At 58.9% G+C, this 18,772-nt stretch carries 14 protein-coding genes and 4 tRNA genes; 10 read left to right on the forward strand and 8 right to left on the reverse strand.

Annotation, left to right across the window (positions count from 1 at the left end; translation table 11 throughout):
* Positions 1-17: 17 nt before the first annotated feature.
* Positions 18-251 (reverse strand): PP0621 family protein, encoded by a 234-nt coding sequence (locus J5M73_RS27730; protein WP_102865514.1) that lies wholly within the window; start codon positions 249-251, stop codon positions 18-20.
* Between the two features lie 124 nt (positions 252-375).
* Positions 376-1,398 (reverse strand): outer membrane protein assembly factor BamD, encoded by a 1,023-nt coding sequence (locus J5M73_RS27735; RefSeq protein ID WP_102865460.1) that lies wholly within the window; start codon positions 1,396-1,398, stop codon positions 376-378.
* 150 nt (positions 1,399-1,548) lie between these two features.
* Between J5M73_RS27735 and rluD the strand changes: the two genes are divergently transcribed.
* The 7 genes from rluD (at position 1,549) to J5M73_RS27770 (ending at position 6,637) form a co-directional block, all read left to right on the forward strand.
* Positions 1,549-2,511 (forward strand): 23S rRNA pseudouridine(1911/1915/1917) synthase RluD, encoded by a 963-nt coding sequence (gene rluD, locus J5M73_RS27740; RefSeq protein ID WP_102865461.1) that lies wholly within the window; start codon positions 1,549-1,551, stop codon positions 2,509-2,511.
* Positions 2,508-3,233 carry a peptidoglycan editing factor PgeF gene (gene pgeF, locus J5M73_RS27745; protein ID WP_102865462.1) on the forward strand — a complete coding sequence of 242 codons (726 nt, stop codon included), beginning with the start codon at positions 2,508-2,510 and terminating at the stop codon, positions 3,231-3,233. Before rluD ends, pgeF begins: the two co-directional genes overlap by 4 nt.
* Positions 3,234-3,363: 130 nt before the next feature.
* Positions 3,364-5,928, forward strand: coding sequence for an ATP-dependent chaperone ClpB (gene clpB, locus J5M73_RS27750; protein ID WP_102865463.1), 2,565 nt, complete (start codon positions 3,364-3,366; stop codon positions 5,926-5,928).
* A 296-nt stretch (positions 5,929-6,224) separates the two neighbouring features.
* Positions 6,225-6,300: transfer RNA gene (locus tag J5M73_RS27755), tRNA-Asn, on the forward strand.
* 9 nt (positions 6,301-6,309) lie between these two features.
* Positions 6,310-6,386, forward strand: a tRNA-Pro gene (locus J5M73_RS27760).
* 5 nt (positions 6,387-6,391) lie between these two features.
* Positions 6,392-6,467, forward strand: a tRNA-Lys gene (locus J5M73_RS27765).
* 93 nt (positions 6,468-6,560) lie between these two features.
* Positions 6,561-6,637: transfer RNA gene (locus tag J5M73_RS27770), tRNA-Pro, on the forward strand.
* 98 nt (positions 6,638-6,735) lie between these two features.
* On the opposite strand, the gene J5M73_RS27775 is transcribed toward J5M73_RS27770, so the two are convergent.
* Positions 6,736-10,383 carry a transporter substrate-binding domain-containing protein gene (locus tag J5M73_RS27775; protein WP_207816617.1) on the reverse strand — a complete coding sequence of 1,216 codons (3,648 nt, stop codon included), beginning with the start codon at positions 10,381-10,383 and terminating at the stop codon, positions 6,736-6,738.
* Between the two features lie 121 nt (positions 10,384-10,504).
* A complete protein-coding gene (locus tag J5M73_RS27780; protein ID WP_115580961.1) occupies positions 10,505-11,680 on the reverse strand; it encodes an EAL domain-containing response regulator in 1,176 nt (391 codons plus the stop codon).
* Between the two features lie 329 nt (positions 11,681-12,009).
* Between J5M73_RS27780 and J5M73_RS27785 the strand changes: the two genes are divergently transcribed.
* Entirely contained in the window at positions 12,010-12,639 is a 630-nt protein-coding gene (locus J5M73_RS27785) for a response regulator transcription factor (RefSeq protein WP_102865465.1), read from the forward strand.
* Between the two features lie 323 nt (positions 12,640-12,962).
* Here the strand turns inward: J5M73_RS27785 and J5M73_RS27790 are convergent, their stop codons facing one another.
* The gene (locus J5M73_RS27790; RefSeq protein ID WP_102865466.1) at positions 12,963-14,174 is read right to left on the reverse strand and encodes a M24 family metallopeptidase; all 1,212 of its coding nucleotides are present in this window, start codon (positions 14,172-14,174) and stop codon (positions 12,963-12,965) included.
* A 297-nt stretch (positions 14,175-14,471) separates the two neighbouring features.
* On the opposite strand from J5M73_RS27790, the gene J5M73_RS27795 reads away from it, so the two are divergent.
* A complete protein-coding gene (locus J5M73_RS27795) occupies positions 14,472-15,230 on the forward strand; it encodes a LuxR family transcriptional regulator (RefSeq protein ID WP_102865467.1) in 759 nt (252 codons plus the stop codon).
* Positions 15,231-15,318: 88 nt separating this feature from the next.
* Positions 15,319-16,221 carry a proline iminopeptidase-family hydrolase gene (locus J5M73_RS27800; protein WP_102865468.1) on the forward strand — a complete coding sequence of 301 codons (903 nt, stop codon included), beginning with the start codon at positions 15,319-15,321 and terminating at the stop codon, positions 16,219-16,221.
* A gap of 61 nt (positions 16,222-16,282) precedes the next feature.
* On the opposite strand, the gene J5M73_RS27805 is transcribed toward J5M73_RS27800, so the two are convergent.
* The 3 genes from J5M73_RS27805 to J5M73_RS27815 all read right to left on the reverse strand — a co-directional run bounded on the left by J5M73_RS27805 (position 16,283) and on the right by J5M73_RS27815 (position 18,633).
* Positions 16,283-17,581 carry an NAD(P)/FAD-dependent oxidoreductase gene (locus J5M73_RS27805; protein ID WP_102865469.1) on the reverse strand — a complete coding sequence of 433 codons (1,299 nt, stop codon included), beginning with the start codon at positions 17,579-17,581 and terminating at the stop codon, positions 16,283-16,285.
* Positions 17,582-17,641: 60 nt separating this feature from the next.
* A complete protein-coding gene (locus J5M73_RS27810) occupies positions 17,642-17,815 on the reverse strand; it encodes a DUF3094 family protein (protein ID WP_043274580.1) in 174 nt (57 codons plus the stop codon).
* 188 nt (positions 17,816-18,003) lie between these two features.
* Positions 18,004-18,633 (reverse strand): DUF1780 domain-containing protein, encoded by a 630-nt coding sequence (locus J5M73_RS27815; protein ID WP_102865470.1) that lies wholly within the window; start codon positions 18,631-18,633, stop codon positions 18,004-18,006.
* Between the last annotated feature and the right edge of the window lie 139 nt (positions 18,634-18,772).

Raw genomic sequence — 18,772 nt, forward strand, 5'->3', positions numbered from 1 at the left:
GACGATGGGGGTAGGGCTCAGCGATCCTTGCTACCCGGGCCCTGCTCCAGATGGGCCTGGCTGCAGTACCACTGTTGTGACAGGCTCAACGCCCGGTCCTGAGGCAGGTGTACGCCGCAGTGAGCGCAGCGCACCATTGGCGTACTCCCCGGCTCCTGGGGCGTGCGGGGAGTTGCAGCGGGGCGCTTGAATTTGCGCCAGAACCATACCGCAGCGGCAATCAGAGCGATCCAGAACAGTAGACGAACCATGGTGACCAGCTTTATGGGGAAAAGAGGGAGCAGTTTATCCAAGCGCCCGGCGGGCGCACAGGCCCATGAAGCTGCGGGCATGAAAAAGGGAGACTTGAAGTCTCCCTTTTTTACTGCGGCGCTATCAGTCGAACACGCCGAAGGTCATGTAGCTGAACCAGGAGCGGTCACTGTTGTTGCCAGTGGCCTCGTGCTCTTCTTCCTCGACAACGTCGCCGTTGCTGTCTTTAGGCTTGAGCTCCGACGGGATCGCGTCCTTGGCATCCTGATACTGCTTCATCACGTCCTGATTGGCGCGGGTTTCTCCCGGCGGCAGCGGTGGACGGGACTCGATAAGGCCCAGGGTGGCCTTGCTCAGCCAGGAGCGGTTGTCGGCTTCGGCCACCCGTGGCACGAACTGACCATCAACCAGGTTTGGGTGGTCAGGGTAGTTGAGCTTCAGGGTTTCCAGGCTGGTGGCAGCCAGTTCGTCCAGGTGCAGACGCTGGTAGGCCTCGGTCATCACCGCCAGGCCGTCACCCACGGAAGGGGTTTCCTGGAAGTTTTCCACCACGTAGCGGCCACGGTTGGCGGCGGCGACATAGGCCTGACGGGTCAGGTAATAGTCGGCCACGTGGATTTCGTAGGCGGCCAGCAGGTTGCGCAGGTAAATCATGCGCTGCTTGGCGTCCGGGGCGTAGCGGCTGTTGGGGAAGCGGCTGGTGAGCTGGGCGAACTCGTTGTAGGAGTCGCGGGCGGCACCCGGGTCACGCTTGGTCATGTCCAGTGGCAGGAAGCGCGCCAGCAGGCCGACGTCCTGGTCGAAGGAGGTCAGGCCCTTGAGGTAGTAGGCGTAGTCGACGTTCGGGTGCTGGGGATGCAGGCGAATGAAGCGCTCGGCGGCGGATTTCGCAGCCTCTGGCTCGGCATTCTTGTAGTTGGCGTAGATCAGCTCGAGCTGTGCCTGATCGGCGTAGCGACCAAAGGGATAGCGCGATTCCAGGGCCTTGAGCTTGGCGGTGGCGCTGGTGTAGCTGTGGTTGTCCAGGTCGGTCTGCGCCTGCTGGTACAACTCGACTTCGCTCAGGTTTTCGTCAACGACTTCCTTCGATGAGCAAGCAGCGGTCAGTGCGAGGATGGCGATCAGCAGCAGGTGTTTCACTTGCATGGCGGCTTGCGTCCCTATGACGGCCGCTGTCTTGGGCGGGGCCGTCCTGTTATGATGAGCGCCCCGTTGAAAGCCTCGGGGCAAAAGACGCCGTATTTAACCACAAGCGCGCAGCCGAAACCAAAGGCTGTGCCGACGCCCAGTCCGAGCATGTCCGATAAAATTGAACTTCGCGCAGAGGTGCCGTCCGAACTGGGCGGTCAACGCCTCGATCAAGTCGCCGCACAACTATTCGCTGAGCATTCGCGCTCGCGCCTTTCCGCCTGGATCAAAGACGGCCGCCTGACTGTTGACGGAGCGGTGATCCGCCCTCGGGACATCGTGCACGGCGGTGCCGTTCTCGAACTGACCGCCGAGCAGGAGGCTCAGGGTGAGTGGATCGCCCAGGACATCGAGCTGGACATCGTCTATGAAGACGATGACATCCTGGTGATCAACAAGCCTGCGGGCCTGGTGGTGCACCCGGCTGCCGGCCATGCCGATGGCACGCTGCTCAATGCCCTGCTGCATCACATCCCCGACATTATCAATGTGCCGCGGGCGGGTATCGTCCACCGTCTGGACAAGGACACCACCGGTCTGATGGTGGTGGCCAAGACCATTCAGGCGCAGACCCAGTTGGTGGCTCAGCTGCAGAGCCGCAGCGTCAGCCGCATCTATGAATGCATCGTGATCGGTGTAGTGACTGCGGGGGGCAAGATCAATGCTCCCATTGGTCGCCACGGCCAGCAGCGCCAGCGCATGGCGGTGATGGAGGGGGGCAAGCAGGCTGTCAGCCACTACCGCGTTCTGGAGCGCTTCCGTTCCCACACCCATGTACGGGTCAAGCTGGAAACCGGTCGTACTCACCAGATTCGGGTGCACATGGCCCACATCAACTTCCCGCTGGTGGGCGATCCGGCTTACGGCGGTCGCTTCCGCATTCCGCCGGCGGCCAGCCAGACCATGGTCGAGTCGCTGAAAAACTTCCCGCGCCAGGCCTTGCACGCGCGTTTCCTGGAGTTGGACCATCCGACCACTGGTCAACGCATGAGCTGGGAATCACCGTTGCCGGATGACTTCGTCTGGTTGTTGTCGCTGCTCAAGCAGGACCGTGAGGCGTTCATCGGATGAGTGGCTGGCTGATTCCTGACTGGCCCGCGCCGGCTGGGGTCAAAGCCTGTGTTACTACCCGCGATGGCGGCGTCAGCCTGGCGCCGTTTGACAGCCTCAATCTGGGCGACCACGTTGAGGATCGGCCTCAAGCGGTGGCCGAGAATCGCCGGCGCCTGACCGAACACTTCGCTATTGCCCCGGCCTGGTTGCAACAGGTGCACGGGATTGCTGTGGCTCACGCCGATCCTGGCGTCGTGGTCAGCGCCGATGCCAGTTGGTCCGCCACGCCAGGCATTGCCTGTGCGGTGATGACCGCCGACTGCCTGCCTGCGTTGTTCTGCAACCGAGCCGGAACCCGGGTCGCGGCAGCCCATGCCGGTTGGCGCGGGCTGGCAGCTGGCGTGCTGGAAGCCACTCTCGACAGCCTGGATGTACCCGCCGCTGAGGTCTTGGTATGGCTGGGGCCCGCTATAGGTCCACAGAGTTTCGAAGTTGGTGCGGAGGTCCGTGAAGCTTTCGTTGCTCAATTGGCGGCCGCGGAGCAAGCCTTTGTCCCTAGTGTCAATGCCGGGCGCTTCATGGCTGACATCTACCAGTTGGCGCGCCTGCGTCTGGCCACCCGGGGTGTGACGGCGGTCTATGGTGGTGGCTACTGCACCGTGACCGACCCACGCTTCTTCTCTTATCGGCGCAGCCCACGTACCGGGCGTTTTGCCTCCCTTATCTGGCTTGAACGCTAGACTAATCTGACTTGCGTCAAGCAGCTGACGCTTGAATCTCCCAGAATCGACCGCATCTAGAGAATCATCTGGCAGGTTTCTCTATTTAGGTGTGTCCATCGCTCCGGCCTGCTCAAAAGGAAGGTGACTAATGCGTATAGACCGATTAACCAGCAAATTGCAGCTGGCCTTATCCGATTCTCAATCCTTGGCCGTTGGCCTCGATCATCCGGCCATTGAACCTGCGCACTTGATGCAGGCGCTGCTTGAACAGCAAGGCGGTTCGATCAAGCCACTGCTGATGCAGGTGGGCTTCGACGTCAACAGCCTGCGCAAGGAACTGAGCAAAGAGCTCGACCAACTGCCAAAAATCCAGAACCCCACTGGCGACGTCAACATGTCCCAGGATCTGGCGCGCCTGCTCAACCAGGCCGATCGCCTGGCCCAGCAGAAAGGCGACCAGTTCATTTCCAGCGAGTTGGTACTGCTGGCCGCCATGGATGAAAACAGCAAGCTCGGCAAGTTGCTGCTGGGTCAGGGCGTGAGCAAGAAAGCCCTGGAAAACGCCATCAACAACCTGCGCGGCGGCGAGGCGGTGAATGACGCCAACGTCGAGGAGTCGCGCCAGGCCCTGGACAAGTACACCGTCGATCTGACCAAGCGCGCCGAAGAGGGCAAGCTTGACCCGGTGATCGGGCGTGACGATGAAATTCGCCGGACCATCCAGGTGCTGCAACGCCGGACCAAGAACAACCCGGTGCTGATCGGTGAACCTGGCGTGGGTAAAACCGCCATCGCCGAAGGCCTGGCCCAGCGGATCATTAATGGCGAAGTGCCTGATGGCCTGAAAGGCAAGCGCCTGCTGTCCCTGGACATGGGCGCGCTGATTGCCGGTGCCAAGTACCGTGGCGAGTTCGAGGAACGCCTGAAATCCCTGCTCAACGAGCTGTCGAAGCAGGAAGGTCAGATCATCCTGTTCATCGACGAGCTGCACACCATGGTCGGCGCCGGTAAAGGCGAAGGCTCGATGGATGCGGGCAACATGCTCAAACCGGCCCTGGCCCGTGGCGAGCTGCATTGCGTCGGTGCCACCACGCTCAACGAGTACCGCCAATATATAGAGAAGGATGCAGCCCTTGAGCGGCGCTTCCAGAAAGTGTTGGTGGACGAGCCGAGCGAGGAAGACACCATCGCCATCCTGCGTGGCCTGAAAGAGCGCTATGAGGTGCACCATAAGGTAGCCATCACCGACGGTGCGATCATTGCCGCGGCCAAGCTCAGCCATCGTTACATCACAGATCGGCAACTGCCGGACAAGGCCATTGACCTGATCGACGAAGCTGCCAGCCGCATCCGCATGGAGATCGACTCCAAGCCGGAAGTGCTGGACCGTCTGGAGCGGCGCCTGATTCAACTGAAAGTCGAATCCCAGGCGCTGAAGAAGGAAGACGACGAGGCGGCGATCAAGCGTCTGGAAAAACTCCAGGAAGAGATTGTCCGCCTGGAGCGTGAGTACGCTGACCTGGAAGAAGTCTGGACCTCGGAGAAAGCCGAAGTGCAGGGCTCTGCGCAGATCCAGCAGAAGATCGAGCAATCGCGTCAGGAACTGGAAGCGGCGCGGCGTAAAGGCGACCTGAACCGCATGGCCGAGCTGCAGTACGGGGTGATCCCGGATCTGGAGCGCAGCCTGCAGATGGTCGACCAGCACGGCCACAGCGAGAACCAGTTGCTGCGCAGCAAGGTCACCGAGGAAGAAATTGCCGAAGTGGTGTCCAAGTGGACCGGCATCCCGGTGTCGAAAATGCTCGAAGGCGAGCGCGACAAGCTGTTGAAGATGGAAAGCCTGCTGCATCAACGGGTGATCGGCCAGAACGAAGCCGTGGTGGCGGTATCCAACGCAGTGCGCCGCTCCCGGGCTGGCTTGTCCGATCCGAACCGGCCAAGTGGCTCGTTCATGTTCCTCGGCCCAACCGGCGTGGGTAAGACTGAGTTGTGCAAGGCCTTGGCGGAGTTCCTCTTCGATACCGAGGAAGCCATGGTGCGGATCGACATGTCCGAGTTCATGGAGAAACACTCCGTGGCTCGCCTGATCGGTGCGCCGCCAGGCTATGTCGGTTATGAAGAAGGTGGCTACCTGACCGAAGCCGTGCGTCGCAAGCCGTACTCGGTCATCCTGCTGGACGAAGTCGAGAAGGCGCACCCGGATGTGTTCAATATCCTGCTGCAGGTTCTGGAAGATGGTCGCCTGACGGACAGCCACGGACGCACTGTGGACTTTCGCAACACGGTGATCGTCATGACCTCCAACCTGGGCTCGGCACAGATCCAGGAGTTGGTAGGGGATCGCGAGGCACAGCGGGCAGCGGTGATGGATGCGGTGTCCACCCACTTCCGGCCGGAGTTCATCAACCGGGTCGACGAAGTAGTGATCTTCGAGCCTCTGGCACGGGATCAGATCGCTGGCATCACGCAGATCCAGTTGGGGCGCCTGCGCAGCCGTCTGGCGGAGCGCGAGCTGAGCCTGGAACTGAGCGACGAGGCCTTGGACAAGCTGATCGCCGTGGGTTACGACCCGGTGTATGGCGCACGGCCGCTGAAGCGTGCGATCCAGCGCTGGATCGAGAACCCGTTGGCCCAGTTGATCCTGTCCGGTGGTTTCCTGCCAGGAGCAACAGTCACTGCGTCGGTGCGGGACGATGAAATCGTCTTTGCCTGATCGCGCAGTGGCGTATTGATGAAAAGGCCTCGCATGGCGAGGCCTTTTTTTTCACTAGGGCGTTGAACTGAAAGGAAAAGGCTTGTAAAGTGCGCCCCGCAGTCAGTCACCCCCTAGGTTTTTTCTGATGTAGAAGAAACCGGCAATGAAGTCGCAAATCATTGTCTTAAAAGCAATTTAAGGGGTTGACAGGTAGTTTGAAGATTGTAAAATAGCGCGCCTCAGAGGCATGAACGTAGCGATACGGGAAAGCCGAAGAGGATGAAGTAAAAACGTTGTAGCTTGAAATATGTAGTTCCGTGATAGCTCAGTCGGTAGAGCAAATGACTGTTAATCATTGGGTCCCAGGTTCGAGTCCTGGTCACGGAGCCAATTTCAAACCGGGGTATAGCGCAGTCCGGTAGCGCGCCTGCTTTGGGAGCAGGATGTCAGGAGTTCGAATCCCCTTACCCCGACCATTTTTGGGTCGTTAGCTCAGTTGGTAGAGCAGTTGGCTTTTAACCAATTGGTCGTAGGTTCGAATCCCACACGACCCACCATTTTTGAGACCAGTTCGCTGGAATCGAATCTTAAGATCAGACGCCAAAAGCTCTGTTCGCAGAAGGCGCCTTTTAAAGGTGCCTTTTTTTTACCGGGGTATAGCGCAGTCCGGTAGCGCGCCTGCTTTGGGAGCAGGATGTCAGGAGTTCGAATCCCCTTACCCCGACCATATTCACGATAAAAGGCACCTCTAGAGGTGCCTTTTTTCGTTTGTCTGCAAAAAAGCGCTGAGGTCGAGGGGCCGCCCGAGAGGCGAGCCTCTTGTTGTCAGTTGATAGGCAGTTCTTCCCAGACCCTACGTTGTTCAAACAGGCGCTGTTCGAGGGTGATGATGGCCTGTTTCACCTGTTCCACGCATTCCTTGACCATGTTCAGGGACAGGTCGGGGCTCAGGCAGGCATCTTCCAGCTGACGACAACTCTCTACCAATTCTTCGCCTTTGACCACGCGCGCAGCGCCCTTGATACGATGCGCCAACTCTGCCAACTCAGCTGTTGCCTGCTCTTGAAGCAAGGTGTCGAGGCTCTGCATGTCCATGCGATTGTTACTGAGCAACTCATTCAAGATGTGATGCAACATCGTCGGCTCGCTGCCCACCAGGGTATGCAAGGATTCCAGGTCGAATACCCGAGAAGAGCGGGGGCTGGTGTGCTTTGTGGGGATGAGGTTCTCACGTTCGCTCTCATCGGCCTGTCCCATGGTCAGCAGACGTTCTTCCAACTCATCCAGGCTGATGGGTTTGATCAGGCAATCATTCATTCCCGCCTGGATGCAACGTTCCACTTCTTCCTGCTGGGCGTCGGCGGTCAGGCCGATGATCATCATTGGTTCGCAGGCCTTGTCCCGCTCATCCTGGCGGATCGCCCGGCTCATCTCGGCGCCGTTCATGATGGGCATGTGGCAGTCGGTGATGATCACGTCAAAGTCCTGCTCGCGCCAGAGATGCAGTGCCTCCAGGCCGTTCTCCGCTTCGAACACGTCATGTCCGAGAAAGCACAGCTGCTGCTGCAGGACCTGGCGGTTCACCGGATGATCGTCTACCACCAGAATCTGCAAACGTTGTGTGTAGCGCCTCTTGACCTGAGGCGGACGCTCAGAGGTGGCCGTGCGCTCCAGTACTTGCAAACGCAGCTCCACATCCACCCGGGTGCCATGCCCCAGGGTGCTGCTCATCGACACCTGGCCACCCATCATTTCGCACAGGGAACGACAAATCACCAGGCCCAGCCCCGTGCCTTCGTTGTTCTGCACGTTGCGCTCTACCTGGGCGAAGGGTTGGAACAGGCGTTGCTGGCTGCTGGGGGAAATACCAATTCCCGAGTCTTCGACACTGAGCTCGACCCGCAGCACAGCGTTTTCCACTAGCTCGCCGGAAATGCCCACCTTGATAAAACCGGCTTCGGTGAACTTGATGGCATTGCTCACCAAGTTGGACAGGATCTGCTTGAAACGCATCCCGTCCACCAGCACATCGCCGTTGATGCTGGAGTCGATCTCGAGGATCAGGCTCAGGCATTTCTGCCGAGCCAGCCCCTCGAACACTCTAGCCACTGATTCCACCAGTTCGCGCAGGTTGGCGCGTTTGGGGCAGAGGCTCAGGCGTCCGGACTCGATGCGGGCAATGTCGAGGATATCGCCGATCAGCTCCAGCAGGCTCTTGGCCGAACTGTAGGCGATTTCAATGCTGGAGCGCTCGATCCGATCGCTGTCGGCGCGTTTGAGCGCCAGTTCCAGAATGCCGATGATGGCGTTCATTGGCGTGCGTATTTCATGACTCATGGTGGCCAGGAAGGTGGTCTTGGCCCGGCTGGCCTCATCGGCGAGATTCTTCGCCTCCTTCAGTTCCTGAACCAGATGACGGTGCTTGGTAATGTCCAGCCAGCCGCAGATCACGCCCTTTGTGACACCGGTGGCGTCCTGGAATGGCTGAATCCAGTGCTCGATCCAGACGTCCTTGCCCTGCAATTGCACGGCATACACCGAGGTAATGGTCTTGCCGTCATTGATCGCTTGCAGGTAGTTCTGGTGCAGGTCGGGCCCTGCCGCAAAGTGCTCATCAGGCAGTTCCTGCACAGTCTTGTCCAAGACGTCCTCGGCACTCAGACCGACGCTCTGCAGATAGCTGCGGTTGCAGGACAGCATGTTGCCCTCAATGTCCCGGAGATAGAGGGCCGGAGGCATGTTCTCTGCGAGGGTCTCGATAAAGCGCAATTGTTCATTGAGCGTTTTCTCGGCCTTGACTCGGCGTTGCAGATAGAAGACCCAGAGCAGCGACAGCAGGAGCAGCAACGAAGCGCCAGCTATGATTTCGGCGATCATCAACGCGTAGTCGCGCCAGGTTTCGCTGCTCATGCCCGGCGGTGAGCGCCAGTGGTTGGCGATGGCGTTCAAATCGTCCGTCGGGAGGCTGATCAGGGCTTTGTCGATGATGGATTGCAGTTCCGAATCGCTTCGCCTCAGGGCAAAGCTGGCGGTCGCCTGCCGGGTGTGAATCAGATCGGCAACAGCCAGGCGATTCTGGAACAGGCGGACAATGTAGTAACGCGAGGCCGGCAATGACACCACCGCGGCATCGGCGCCGCCGGTATAGACCATGTTCATGGCGTCCAGCGAGGTGCCGACTTCGATGACTTCGGCTTGCGGGTAGCGCTCGCGCACATGCTGCAGTGTCACGTGTCCGGAAGGGATGGCCAGGCGCTTGTTTGCCAGGTCTCCAGGCCGCTGTGCCATACCTTTCTTGTCGGTCTGGGTCACGAGGACGAAGGGACTGGTCAGGAAGGAGCGAGTGAAGCGCAGGTTGTCTTCGCGTTGTGCACTGGCTGTCATGATGGCCAGGTCGGCCTCTGATTGGCGCAAGGCTTCAATCTGTTCCGGGTAGCCGCCGTTGCGAGCGGTGACCTGGAAGTCGAGTCCGGTGCGCTGTGATAGCACGTCCAGCAGTTCAGCGGTGACACCCGAGAAAACGCCATTGGCGTCGAAGAAGGCAATGGGCGCCAGATCGTCATTGATCACCAGGCGTATGACTGGGTTGCGGGCTATCCAGCGCGACTCTTCCGGCGTCAGTGCCATCCTTTGGTCCGACGCAATGAAGCCGCTACCCACCCAGCGCCGACTCAGATTGAGGAGTTTTTCCTTACCGATCGCCTCAATGCTCTGGTTGATAATCCGCAGCAGGCGCTGGTTATCCTCTTGGAGCGCATAGCCGTAGCCGCCTTGGGAAAAGTCGGCGAAGCGCTCGAACTTGAGAAAGCCGTAGTAGGAACGATTGATGCGGAAGTAGGCGCTCAGAACATCGTCCACGTACATGTCGGCATGGCCGAAGGCTGCCGCGGCTATGGCCTCGTCATGGGTGGGATAGACCATCAAGTGGGCCAAGGGAAAGTGCGACTGCAGTTGCGTGCCGTGTTCCTGGGCCACAGAAACTCGTAATCCGTCCAGGTTGGAAGGCGATTTACGCAATTCATCCTTGCGTTTGAACAGTGCCAGTCGGGCTTCGGCGAAGGGACGAGTAAACCTGACGGCCTTGGCAGGCTGCTCGGAGCTGTAGCTGCCTAGCAAGTCGATATTGGCAGCCTGTAAGGCTTGCATGGCCTCTGCCCGGGTGGCAAAGGACAGGATCTTGATACGAACCCCGAGTATCTGCCCAATCAGAGCGCTGACGTCAGCGGTAATGCCCTCGTAGTGATTGTCGTTGTAGCTGACATTGAAGGGGGACGATTCTGTAGCCACGGCACCGATTTTCAGTTCCGACCTGTGGCGCAGCCAACGCCAGTCTTCATCGTCAAGGGCAAGGTCGTGGTGGTCGAGGCGCGCCGTGCTGTACAGCGTATTGGGCAAACTCGGAAGCTGGGCCGCTGCCGGTTGAACAGCCAATATCGCCAAGCAGATAAAAAGCCAGAAAAGTCGTGAATGCATGATCGCTTCAGATTGTGGGGGGCCAGATGGCTCGATCAACGAGTCACAGCGCAATGAGCGCCGGGCGGGCGGTACAGAACCTGAGCAACGGGTCGCCTCTTTGATCGGCTCTCCCAAGGGACTAACGAATGCAGTAGGCAATGAAATGGCTTTCCGGCATCGGGCGTGCAAACACGAAGCCCTGGGCTATGTCGCATCCCAGTTCCAGTAGGCGTTGCTGCTGCTCGCGGGTTTCCACTCCTTCGATAATCAGCGACATACCCAATGAACGGGCGAGCGCCACCGTGTAGCTAATGATGGCGCTGCTTCTGGGGTGATGCCCCATCTTGCGCACGAAAGTGCCGTCGAGCTTGATCTGACTGAAGGGCAACTCGCAGAGGCGATCCAGGGAGGAGTAGCCCGCACCGAAGTCATCCATGGCCAAGCCGCAGCCCATTACCCGCAGGCGTACCAGATTTTCCAGGCTACTGGCGGGAGCGCTGATCAGACTGGTTTCGGTGATTTCAAAGGTGATGCTGCTGGATGGAACCTGAAACAGCACGAGTAGGGTGGCAATGGATTCAGTCAGGGTCTGGGACGCCAGCTGTGATGGGTGCAGATTGAACGAGAAACTCAGGGGAATGCCTTTTTGCGCCAGTTTGCGGCGCAAGGCCAAGCCCTGGTCGAACAGTTGCCAGAACAGGCGGTCCAGCAAGCAGTGGTGTTCCATGATGTGCAGGAAGTGCGAAGGCGGCAGTACTCCCAGCTGTGGATGATTCCAGCGGGCTAGCGCTTCCGCTCCTTGGAGCGACGCGTTGTCGAGTGCCACCTTGGGTTGGTAGTAGGGTTCGAATTCGCCGTTGTCCAGGCCGCGAATCACGTCCGCCAGGGTGGGGAGTTCGGACTGTTTCAGAGCAGTGAGCAGGCCGTGGCGCTGGTTCTTATAACGAGTCAGCAGGGTGGTCAGGCGCTCCAGATTGAAGGGCTTGCCCAGATCACCCAGGAAGTTCAAGCCTAGGCCCCTGATCATCGAGACGGTAGTTTGGCGCAGAATCGGCTCGATCTGGCTGCACAGGATCACGGAGTGCAGTTTGCCGCTTTGGCTGGCGTGGCGCAGGAAGGCCAAACCATCCATTCCGGGCATTTTCAGGTCGCAGATGGCAATGTCCATCCTTTCGCAGCGCTCCAGCAGTGCCAGGGCTTCACTACCGCTGGCCGCTTCATGCACCTGCCCAGGCATCACTTTTTTCAGTGCAGTGACGGTAACCAGGCGTTGCAGCGGTTCATCTTCCAGGACCAGAACGTTCAAATTTTGCATTGCCGGCTCATGTCATTATTTGCCGGTCATAGTGCTAAGGCTCTAGAGTTGCAGCCATTAGGCAAATCCTCATGTGCAGTAGGAAATTTCTCATTGAAAAATCAGACTGTCTGATTCCTTAAGGAGGAGTCATTAACCCCTTGTATCCTCTGTTATTTGCCAGGAATCTGAAAATTCTGGACGACATCAAGGTGCTGTGCACGAAACTTCTACATGACATCAGCGTCTTTATACGGATACGTAAGTTGCAGCATACAGGGTGCGGTTACGTGTATTTTCCGGTCGGTCCGGCTCAACCGAAGGCCGGGTTTTTAAGGTGAAGTGACAATATGCACAGCGTATTGATAGTTGACGATCATCCCGTTGTTCGGCTCGCCGTTAAGGTCTTGCTGGAAAAGAACAACATGCGGGTGGTGGCCGAAACAGACAACGGATTGGATGCGCTGGAGTTGGTGCGCGAGCATAGGCCGGATGTGGTAATCCTCGATATCGGTATTCCCAAGTTGGATGGCCTCAAGGTGCTTTCACGTATCAAGGCTCTGGGCTTGCCCACTGAAGTGCTGGTGCTGACCTCGCAGTCGATTGAAAGCTTCTGCAGACGCTGTATTCAGCTGGGAGCTCGGGGTTTCGTCAACAAAGAGGAGGATTTGGGCAATCTGGTGGTGGCTCTGAATGCTGTGTTGGCCGGCTACACTTTTTATCCGTCGATGGCTTTGGATGTTTCCATGCCCACGGCGGAACAACAGTCCGAGGCCGAGCAGATAGGCCTGCTGACTGATCGGGAAATGATCGTGTTGCAGTATCTAGCACAGGGGCATTCCAACAAGGCCATTGGTGAAAAACTGTTCTTGAGCAACAAGACAGTCAGCACCTACAAGACCCGACTGTTGCAGAAGCTGGGGTTGGGGTCGCAAGTAAGCCTGGCGGAGTTTGCCAAGCGCAATGCTTTGATCCCATAAAGTGAACATGGTCAGTTACTTGTAATGTCGAGTTTCCACTTAGTTGTGTCTGGATCGCTACCGAACGATGGGGCATGCCGTGTTTGCTCGTTGTGCATGACTTAGAAAGTATCCGGGTAGACACCTGAGTGAAATGCATGGCATCTGTTTCTATTGGGTTTCAGGGCTCATCCTGGATAAGCCCTGAAAGCTCTTGTTGCCTAAGCATTTTCTCGTGGGGTTTCAGAGGTAATCGCTGCAATCTTCACGGCTTGTTGGCTTTGTAGATGCCTGTTGATCAAGAGCGCGTTGAGCATCCCGGTCGAGTGGTCCTGATTGTCTCTTCAGCGACCGATGATGTTGTGCTGTGGTCCGTAGGGCAGCCGGGTGATGTTTTCCGCGCCTTGTGAGTTGACGATCAGAATGTCGTGCTCACGATAACCACCGGCACCTGGACTGCCTTCGGGTAGCCTGATCATCGGCTCCATGGACACCACCATGCCGGGCTCCAGCACAGTGTCCACGTCCTCGCGAAACTCCAGCCCGGTCTCGCGCCCGTAGTAGTGATTGAGGATGCCGAACGAGTGGCCGTAGCCGAAGGTCCGATATTGCAGCAAGTCGTGTTCCAGGTAGATTTCGTTCAACTGTCGGGCAATGTCGCTGCAGCGGGCTCCGGGCTTGATCAGTTGCAATCCGGCCTCATGCACCTTGAGGTTGATTTCCCACAGTCGCAGATACGCGTCGGGACAATGCCCAAGGAACAGTGTGCGCTCCAGCGCGGTGTAGTAACCGGCGATCATCGGGAAACAGTTGAGGCTGAGTATCTCTCCCGGGCTGATGCGCCGCGAGGTCAACGGATTGTGTGCGCCGTCGGTATTGATCCCTGATTGAAACCAGGTCCAGGTGTCCATCAATTCGGCAGCGGGAAAGGTCCGGGCGATTTCCCGCACCATGGCCTGTGTGGCGTGCAGGGCCACATCGTATTCCGATACCTGATCCTGCAGGGCATCGATGGCGGCGGCCCCGCCGATGTCGGCGATGCGTGCACCCTGGCGGATCAGTGCCTGTTCTTCGACTGACTTGAGCATGCGCATGCTCATGCACGGGGCAGCGATATCCAGGAGTTGCGCCCGAGGATAGAGCTCGGCGAAGGCCTGGTGGCTGGGCAGGGTCAGTTGATCGAACTCCAGGCCCAGCCGTGCAGCCTGCGGCAAGGCCTGTTTGACCGCGACGAAGAAGTTGCCCCGTTGCCAGTCGGTGTACACCACCTGATCATCGCAGACCGCCCGACGCCCGGGCTGCCCGCCGTCGATATTGGCGCTGATCAGCACGCTACGTTCCCGGGTCACCACCAGGGCGTACTGACGGCCGAAAGAGCAATACAGGAAGTCGGCGTAGTAGTTGATGTTGTGGTAGGAGGTGAACAGCGCCGCATCGATATCCTGCTGGGCCATATAGGCTCGCAGCGTGCTCAGGCGCTGGGCGTACTCTTTAGGGGAGAAGGTTGAAGGGACTTTTTCACCGTTGTGGATCTGAAGGGTCTTGGGCATCTGCATGGCACGGGTCCTTGTCTGCGATGAACGATGCGCGGCGCCACACTCGGGTGGGCCATGAAACGGCATTGCAGCAGACTGGGGAGGTGTGGGCATGCGTGATACCGACCTTGATGTGGTTGTCAGCGCGGCGGTTCAGAGGGGCAGGATAGGTTAAAACATGGGCCTCTTTCATGAAGGGCACCGCTAAACCGGGTAGCACAACCTAGTAGTTCTTATAGGTTTTGCCTGGTCGGCTCCTATCGAGCGTGGCATTCTAGGCCCTGCTGTTAAGGATCAGACAGTAAGGAGACTGAACGGATGCAAAGCAGGCTCGCGGAAGTTAACTCTCGTCTTTTGCTCGGAAACACATTGCATGAGCGGATGGCGGGGACCATGGAAGTGGCCTCGGGGTTGGGGTTCGATGCCCTGGTTTACGACTACAGTCCGGTGCCTTTTGATCAGCAGGGCGAACTGATCATTCCCAGTGCAATGGTCTGCAATACCCCAAAGGACTGGCTGGAGCTCTGGTGCGACGAGGGGTATTACCATATCGACCCGGTCCAGCAGGTGGCGCTGGACAGCATTTCTCCCTTTATCTGGTCCTACAGACCCGAAGCGGAAACCGTCTTGCGCCAGGCTATGGGGCAGCAGCACGCGCCGGTATCGAGTTACCTGCAGCATCATCAAATGTCCCATGGCATGACTGTTCCCATTCACTTGCCTGGTGGTGGTTTCGCCAGCCTGACCGGTTTGCGCTCGGGCAGTACCCAGGTGGCCTTGCATGATCTGCAACAGGTCTTGAGGGATTTCACGCTTCTTTCTCATGCTCTGCAGGAACACCTCTACCTACCGCTCAGTAAAAGCATTCGCAGCTATCCGGTTCAACTGACCAAGCGCGAGCGCGAGTGTCTGAAATGGGCGGCCGAGGGCATGACCTCTGGTGAAATTGCTGAACGCCTGCAGCGTTCCGTGGCCACCATCAACCTGCATCTGACCTCGGCGATGCACAAGTTGGGCGCCAAGAATCGGGTTCAGGCCGTGGTTCGAGCCGTTCACTATCGCTTGCTGGAAAACTAAAGCGAGCACAACCGGCCCGGTCTTATCGCTGATACGGGGGCGAGGCCGAAAATGACACAGGGTGATCGTCATCAGGGAGTGATGCGCAATGAAAGCAAGTAAACCACCACAGGAAGGTTATGCCTCCTTTGGCTCCTGGCAGACCTGGTATCGGGTGACGGGGGATCTGCAGAGTGGTCTGACGCCCCTGGTGATATTGCACGGTGGCCCGGGCTGCACTTATGACACCGTTGATGCCTTCAGGGATGTGGCGGCCAGTGGCCGGGCGATCGTTCAGTTCGATCATCTCGGCAGTGGATTTTCCACTCGCCTGGAGGACAAGCCTTCTTCATTCTGGAGCGTCGAGCTGTATCTGGAAGAGCTGAACAATCTTCTGGATCACCTGCGCATCAGTGAGGACTACGCCTTGCTCGGACATTCCTGGGGTGGGGCGCTGGCCAGCGAGCATGCCGTCTTGACCCCTGCGGGCCTGCGGGCCCTGATCATCGCCAATGCCCCGGCCGACATGCGGACCTGGCAGGCTGAAACCCTGGGTTTGCGTGAGGCCTTGCCAGAGGGGGTCTTGCAGACCTTGATCTGCCACGAGCAGGCTGGAACCCTCCATAGCGCCGAGTACGTGCAGGCCTCACAGGTGTATTTTGAGCGGCACGTGTGCCGGCTTCGGCCTTGGCCGGAAGAGGTGGTACGCATTTTTTCCAGGGGATGTTGCGCTACCACGATGGAAAGTGTGCCGCAGCGGGCTAGGAATTTCCCTCTCCTGAGCAACCTGCAGGACTGGAGCGTTGTCGAGCGCCTGCCGCGAATCAAGGTGCCGAGCCTGCTGATCTCAGGGCGTTACGACGAAGCAACCCCTGTAGTGGTCAAACCCTATCTGGACAACGTTCCGAACATTCGCTGGGCACTGTTCCAGAACTCCAGCCACATGCCCCATATCGAGGAGCGGGTTGCCTGTATGGGAACGGTGGTGAGCTTTCTGGATGAGTGTCTGTAGCACACGCTTCGCCCGCCCGTGCACCCCACTACCTTGCGTAGCGGGGCGTACTTTCAGGCGCTTAGTGCAACTTCAAGCGTGGGTCGGTGCCTCGTCCAATCCGACTGCCGAGCATCAGCATCGCCGTGCGGAACACTCCGTACAGGGCCATTTGGTGCATGCGGTACAGCGAGATGTAGAACATCCTTGCCAGCCAGCCTTCGAGCATCACACTGCCGGTGAGATTGCCCATCAGGTTGCCCACCGCCGAGAAGCGCGAGAGCGAGATCAGCGAACCGTAGTCGGTGTACTTGTAGGTCGGTAGGTCTTTGCCTTCGATACGCAGTTTCAGCGATTTGGCCAGCAGTGAGGCTTGTTGGTGCGCAGCCTGGGCCCGTGGCGGTACGTTGCGGTCGCTGCCGGGTTGAGGGCAGGCGGCGCAGTCGCCGAAGGCAAAGATGTTCTCGTCACGGGTGGTCTGCAGGGTTGGCAGCACCTGGAGCTGGTTGATGCGGTTGGTTTCCAGGCCGTCGATGTCCTTGAGGAAACCCGGCGCGCGGATGCCGGCAGCCCACACCTTGAGGCTGGCGGGAATGGTCTGGCCATCAGCGGTGATCAGACTGTCGGCGGTCACTTCACTGACTGAAGCGTTGGTCAGCACTTTGACCCCGAGTTTCTCCAGGGTCTTGTGCACCGGCCCGCTGATGCGCTCGGGCAGGGCCGGCAGCACCCGTGGCCCGGCTTCGATCAGGGTGATGTGCATGTTTTCCGGGAGGATCCGATCCAGGCCGTAGGCGGCCAGTTCATGGGCGGCGTTGTGCAGTTCCGCTGCCAGTTCCACACCGGTGGCACCGGCGCCGACGATGGCCACGCTGATCTGTTCCACGGCATCTGTCTGCCCGGCGTGGGCCCGCAGGTAGTGATTGAGCAGTTGCTGGTGGAAGCGTTCGGCCTGTTTGCGGGTGTCGAGGAACAGGCAATGCTGGGCGGCGCCCTGGGTGCCGAAGTCGTTGGTGGTACTGCCCACGGCGATCACCAGGGTGTCGTAGCCCAGTTCACGGGCCGGCAACAGTTCTGTGCCTTCCTCGTCATAGGTGGCAGCCAACTGGATCTTTTTCTGTTGACGATCGAGCCCGCTCATACGGCCCAGCTGGAACTCGAAGTGGTTCCATTTTGCTTGGGCAACGTAGTTGAGTTCGTCTTCGGAGGAGTTCAGTGAGCCGGCGGCCACTTCGTGCAGCAGGGGTTTCCAGATATGGGTCAGGTTGGCGTCCACCAGCATCACACTGGCGGTGCCGCGCTTGCCCAGGGTCTTACCCAGGCGGGTCGCCAACTCCAGGCCGCCGGCGCCGCCGCCAACGATGACAATACGATGAGTCATGGGGATATCTCGCAAGGCTAAAAGAAATCGGTGCAGTCAACCGAGCGAGCGCGATGCAGCTCATAGCGTCAGGTAACTGATAAAACGGCTCAACAGGCCCAGGGCGACCGTCACCACGACCACCACCACAAGGAGCATCCACGGCCGAAAGGGCCGGCGCTCGACTCGGTGCTGGGGCAGTTGCAGGTATTCTTCGACATGGCGTTGGTCGTCGGGGTTCAGGCGGCTGCTCATAAAGGGCCTCGTCAGGTAGACGTCGCAACACAGGGGAATGTTACAGCGCGATGCAATCGAGCATTTACCGAGCATAGCCGCTGCGCGTGGGGGCTCGATGACGAAGTCCCGGCGTTGGCAGGCAAGAGCGCTTTTTTACCATTGCCCGGAACATTGCGCCATGCCCAGGCGAGGCGGATTGACGGACTTTACAAACTGATGCCGACGTCGAAAACGATACTGCGGCCCAGGTTGCTACGCAGGAACTCCGGCGCATCCGGATGGGCGAACAGCACCCGGGCGAAGGTCGGTCCCACCAGGGACAGCGAGCGCCAGCCCTGGCGCAGGTATTCGGTGGGGGGCGGGAAGTGGCTGTTCAGATCCAGCACTTCACGTTTCAGGGCGGCGAAGGCGATGATGTCCAGCTCCCCGAGGTTCATCCCACGCTCCTTGTAGTTGTGGGCCTTCTTGCGCAGGGTCGGCCCCAGGCGCAGCAACAGTTCGTTAGCCGGGATGCGCTTGGGCTTGGCTTCGCGTCGTACCAGTTGGCTCAGGGAAAATGCGCTGCGCCGGCGTTGCAGTTCGTTGCGCCATTCATCATTGAGTCGGCGGCCTTCATCAAGGACGAAGAACACCTCGAAGCTGGCCTCGCGAAACAGCACATCCGGCGGCTCCTGCCCGGCGGCGCTGAATTCGTCGTTGCGATAGGGAATATTCAGGCCTTGCAGCAGGCGCTGGCAGACCCAACGCTCACGCTCCCATTTGCGGGCATTGGACAGAAACGCGTTGGCTTGTTCGGCCTGAATGGTGAGCAGGCGCAAAAAATCTGAGTCATCCATATCTCCAAGCTTAGCGCTCAAATATGACCTTAAAAACCACGCTTCTCGAAAAACCTCTGCACCCGGTGCCTGGCGGTGCTTGCTGGAGCCTGCCCAGGGGCGGTGTAGACTGTTTCCCGTCCTACCCCTCGATAAGGAG

The sequence above is a fragment of the Pseudomonas sp. 50_B genome, from assembly GCF_017491625.1.
Lineage (GTDB): Bacteria > Pseudomonadota > Gammaproteobacteria > Pseudomonadales > Pseudomonadaceae > Aquipseudomonas > Aquipseudomonas danubii.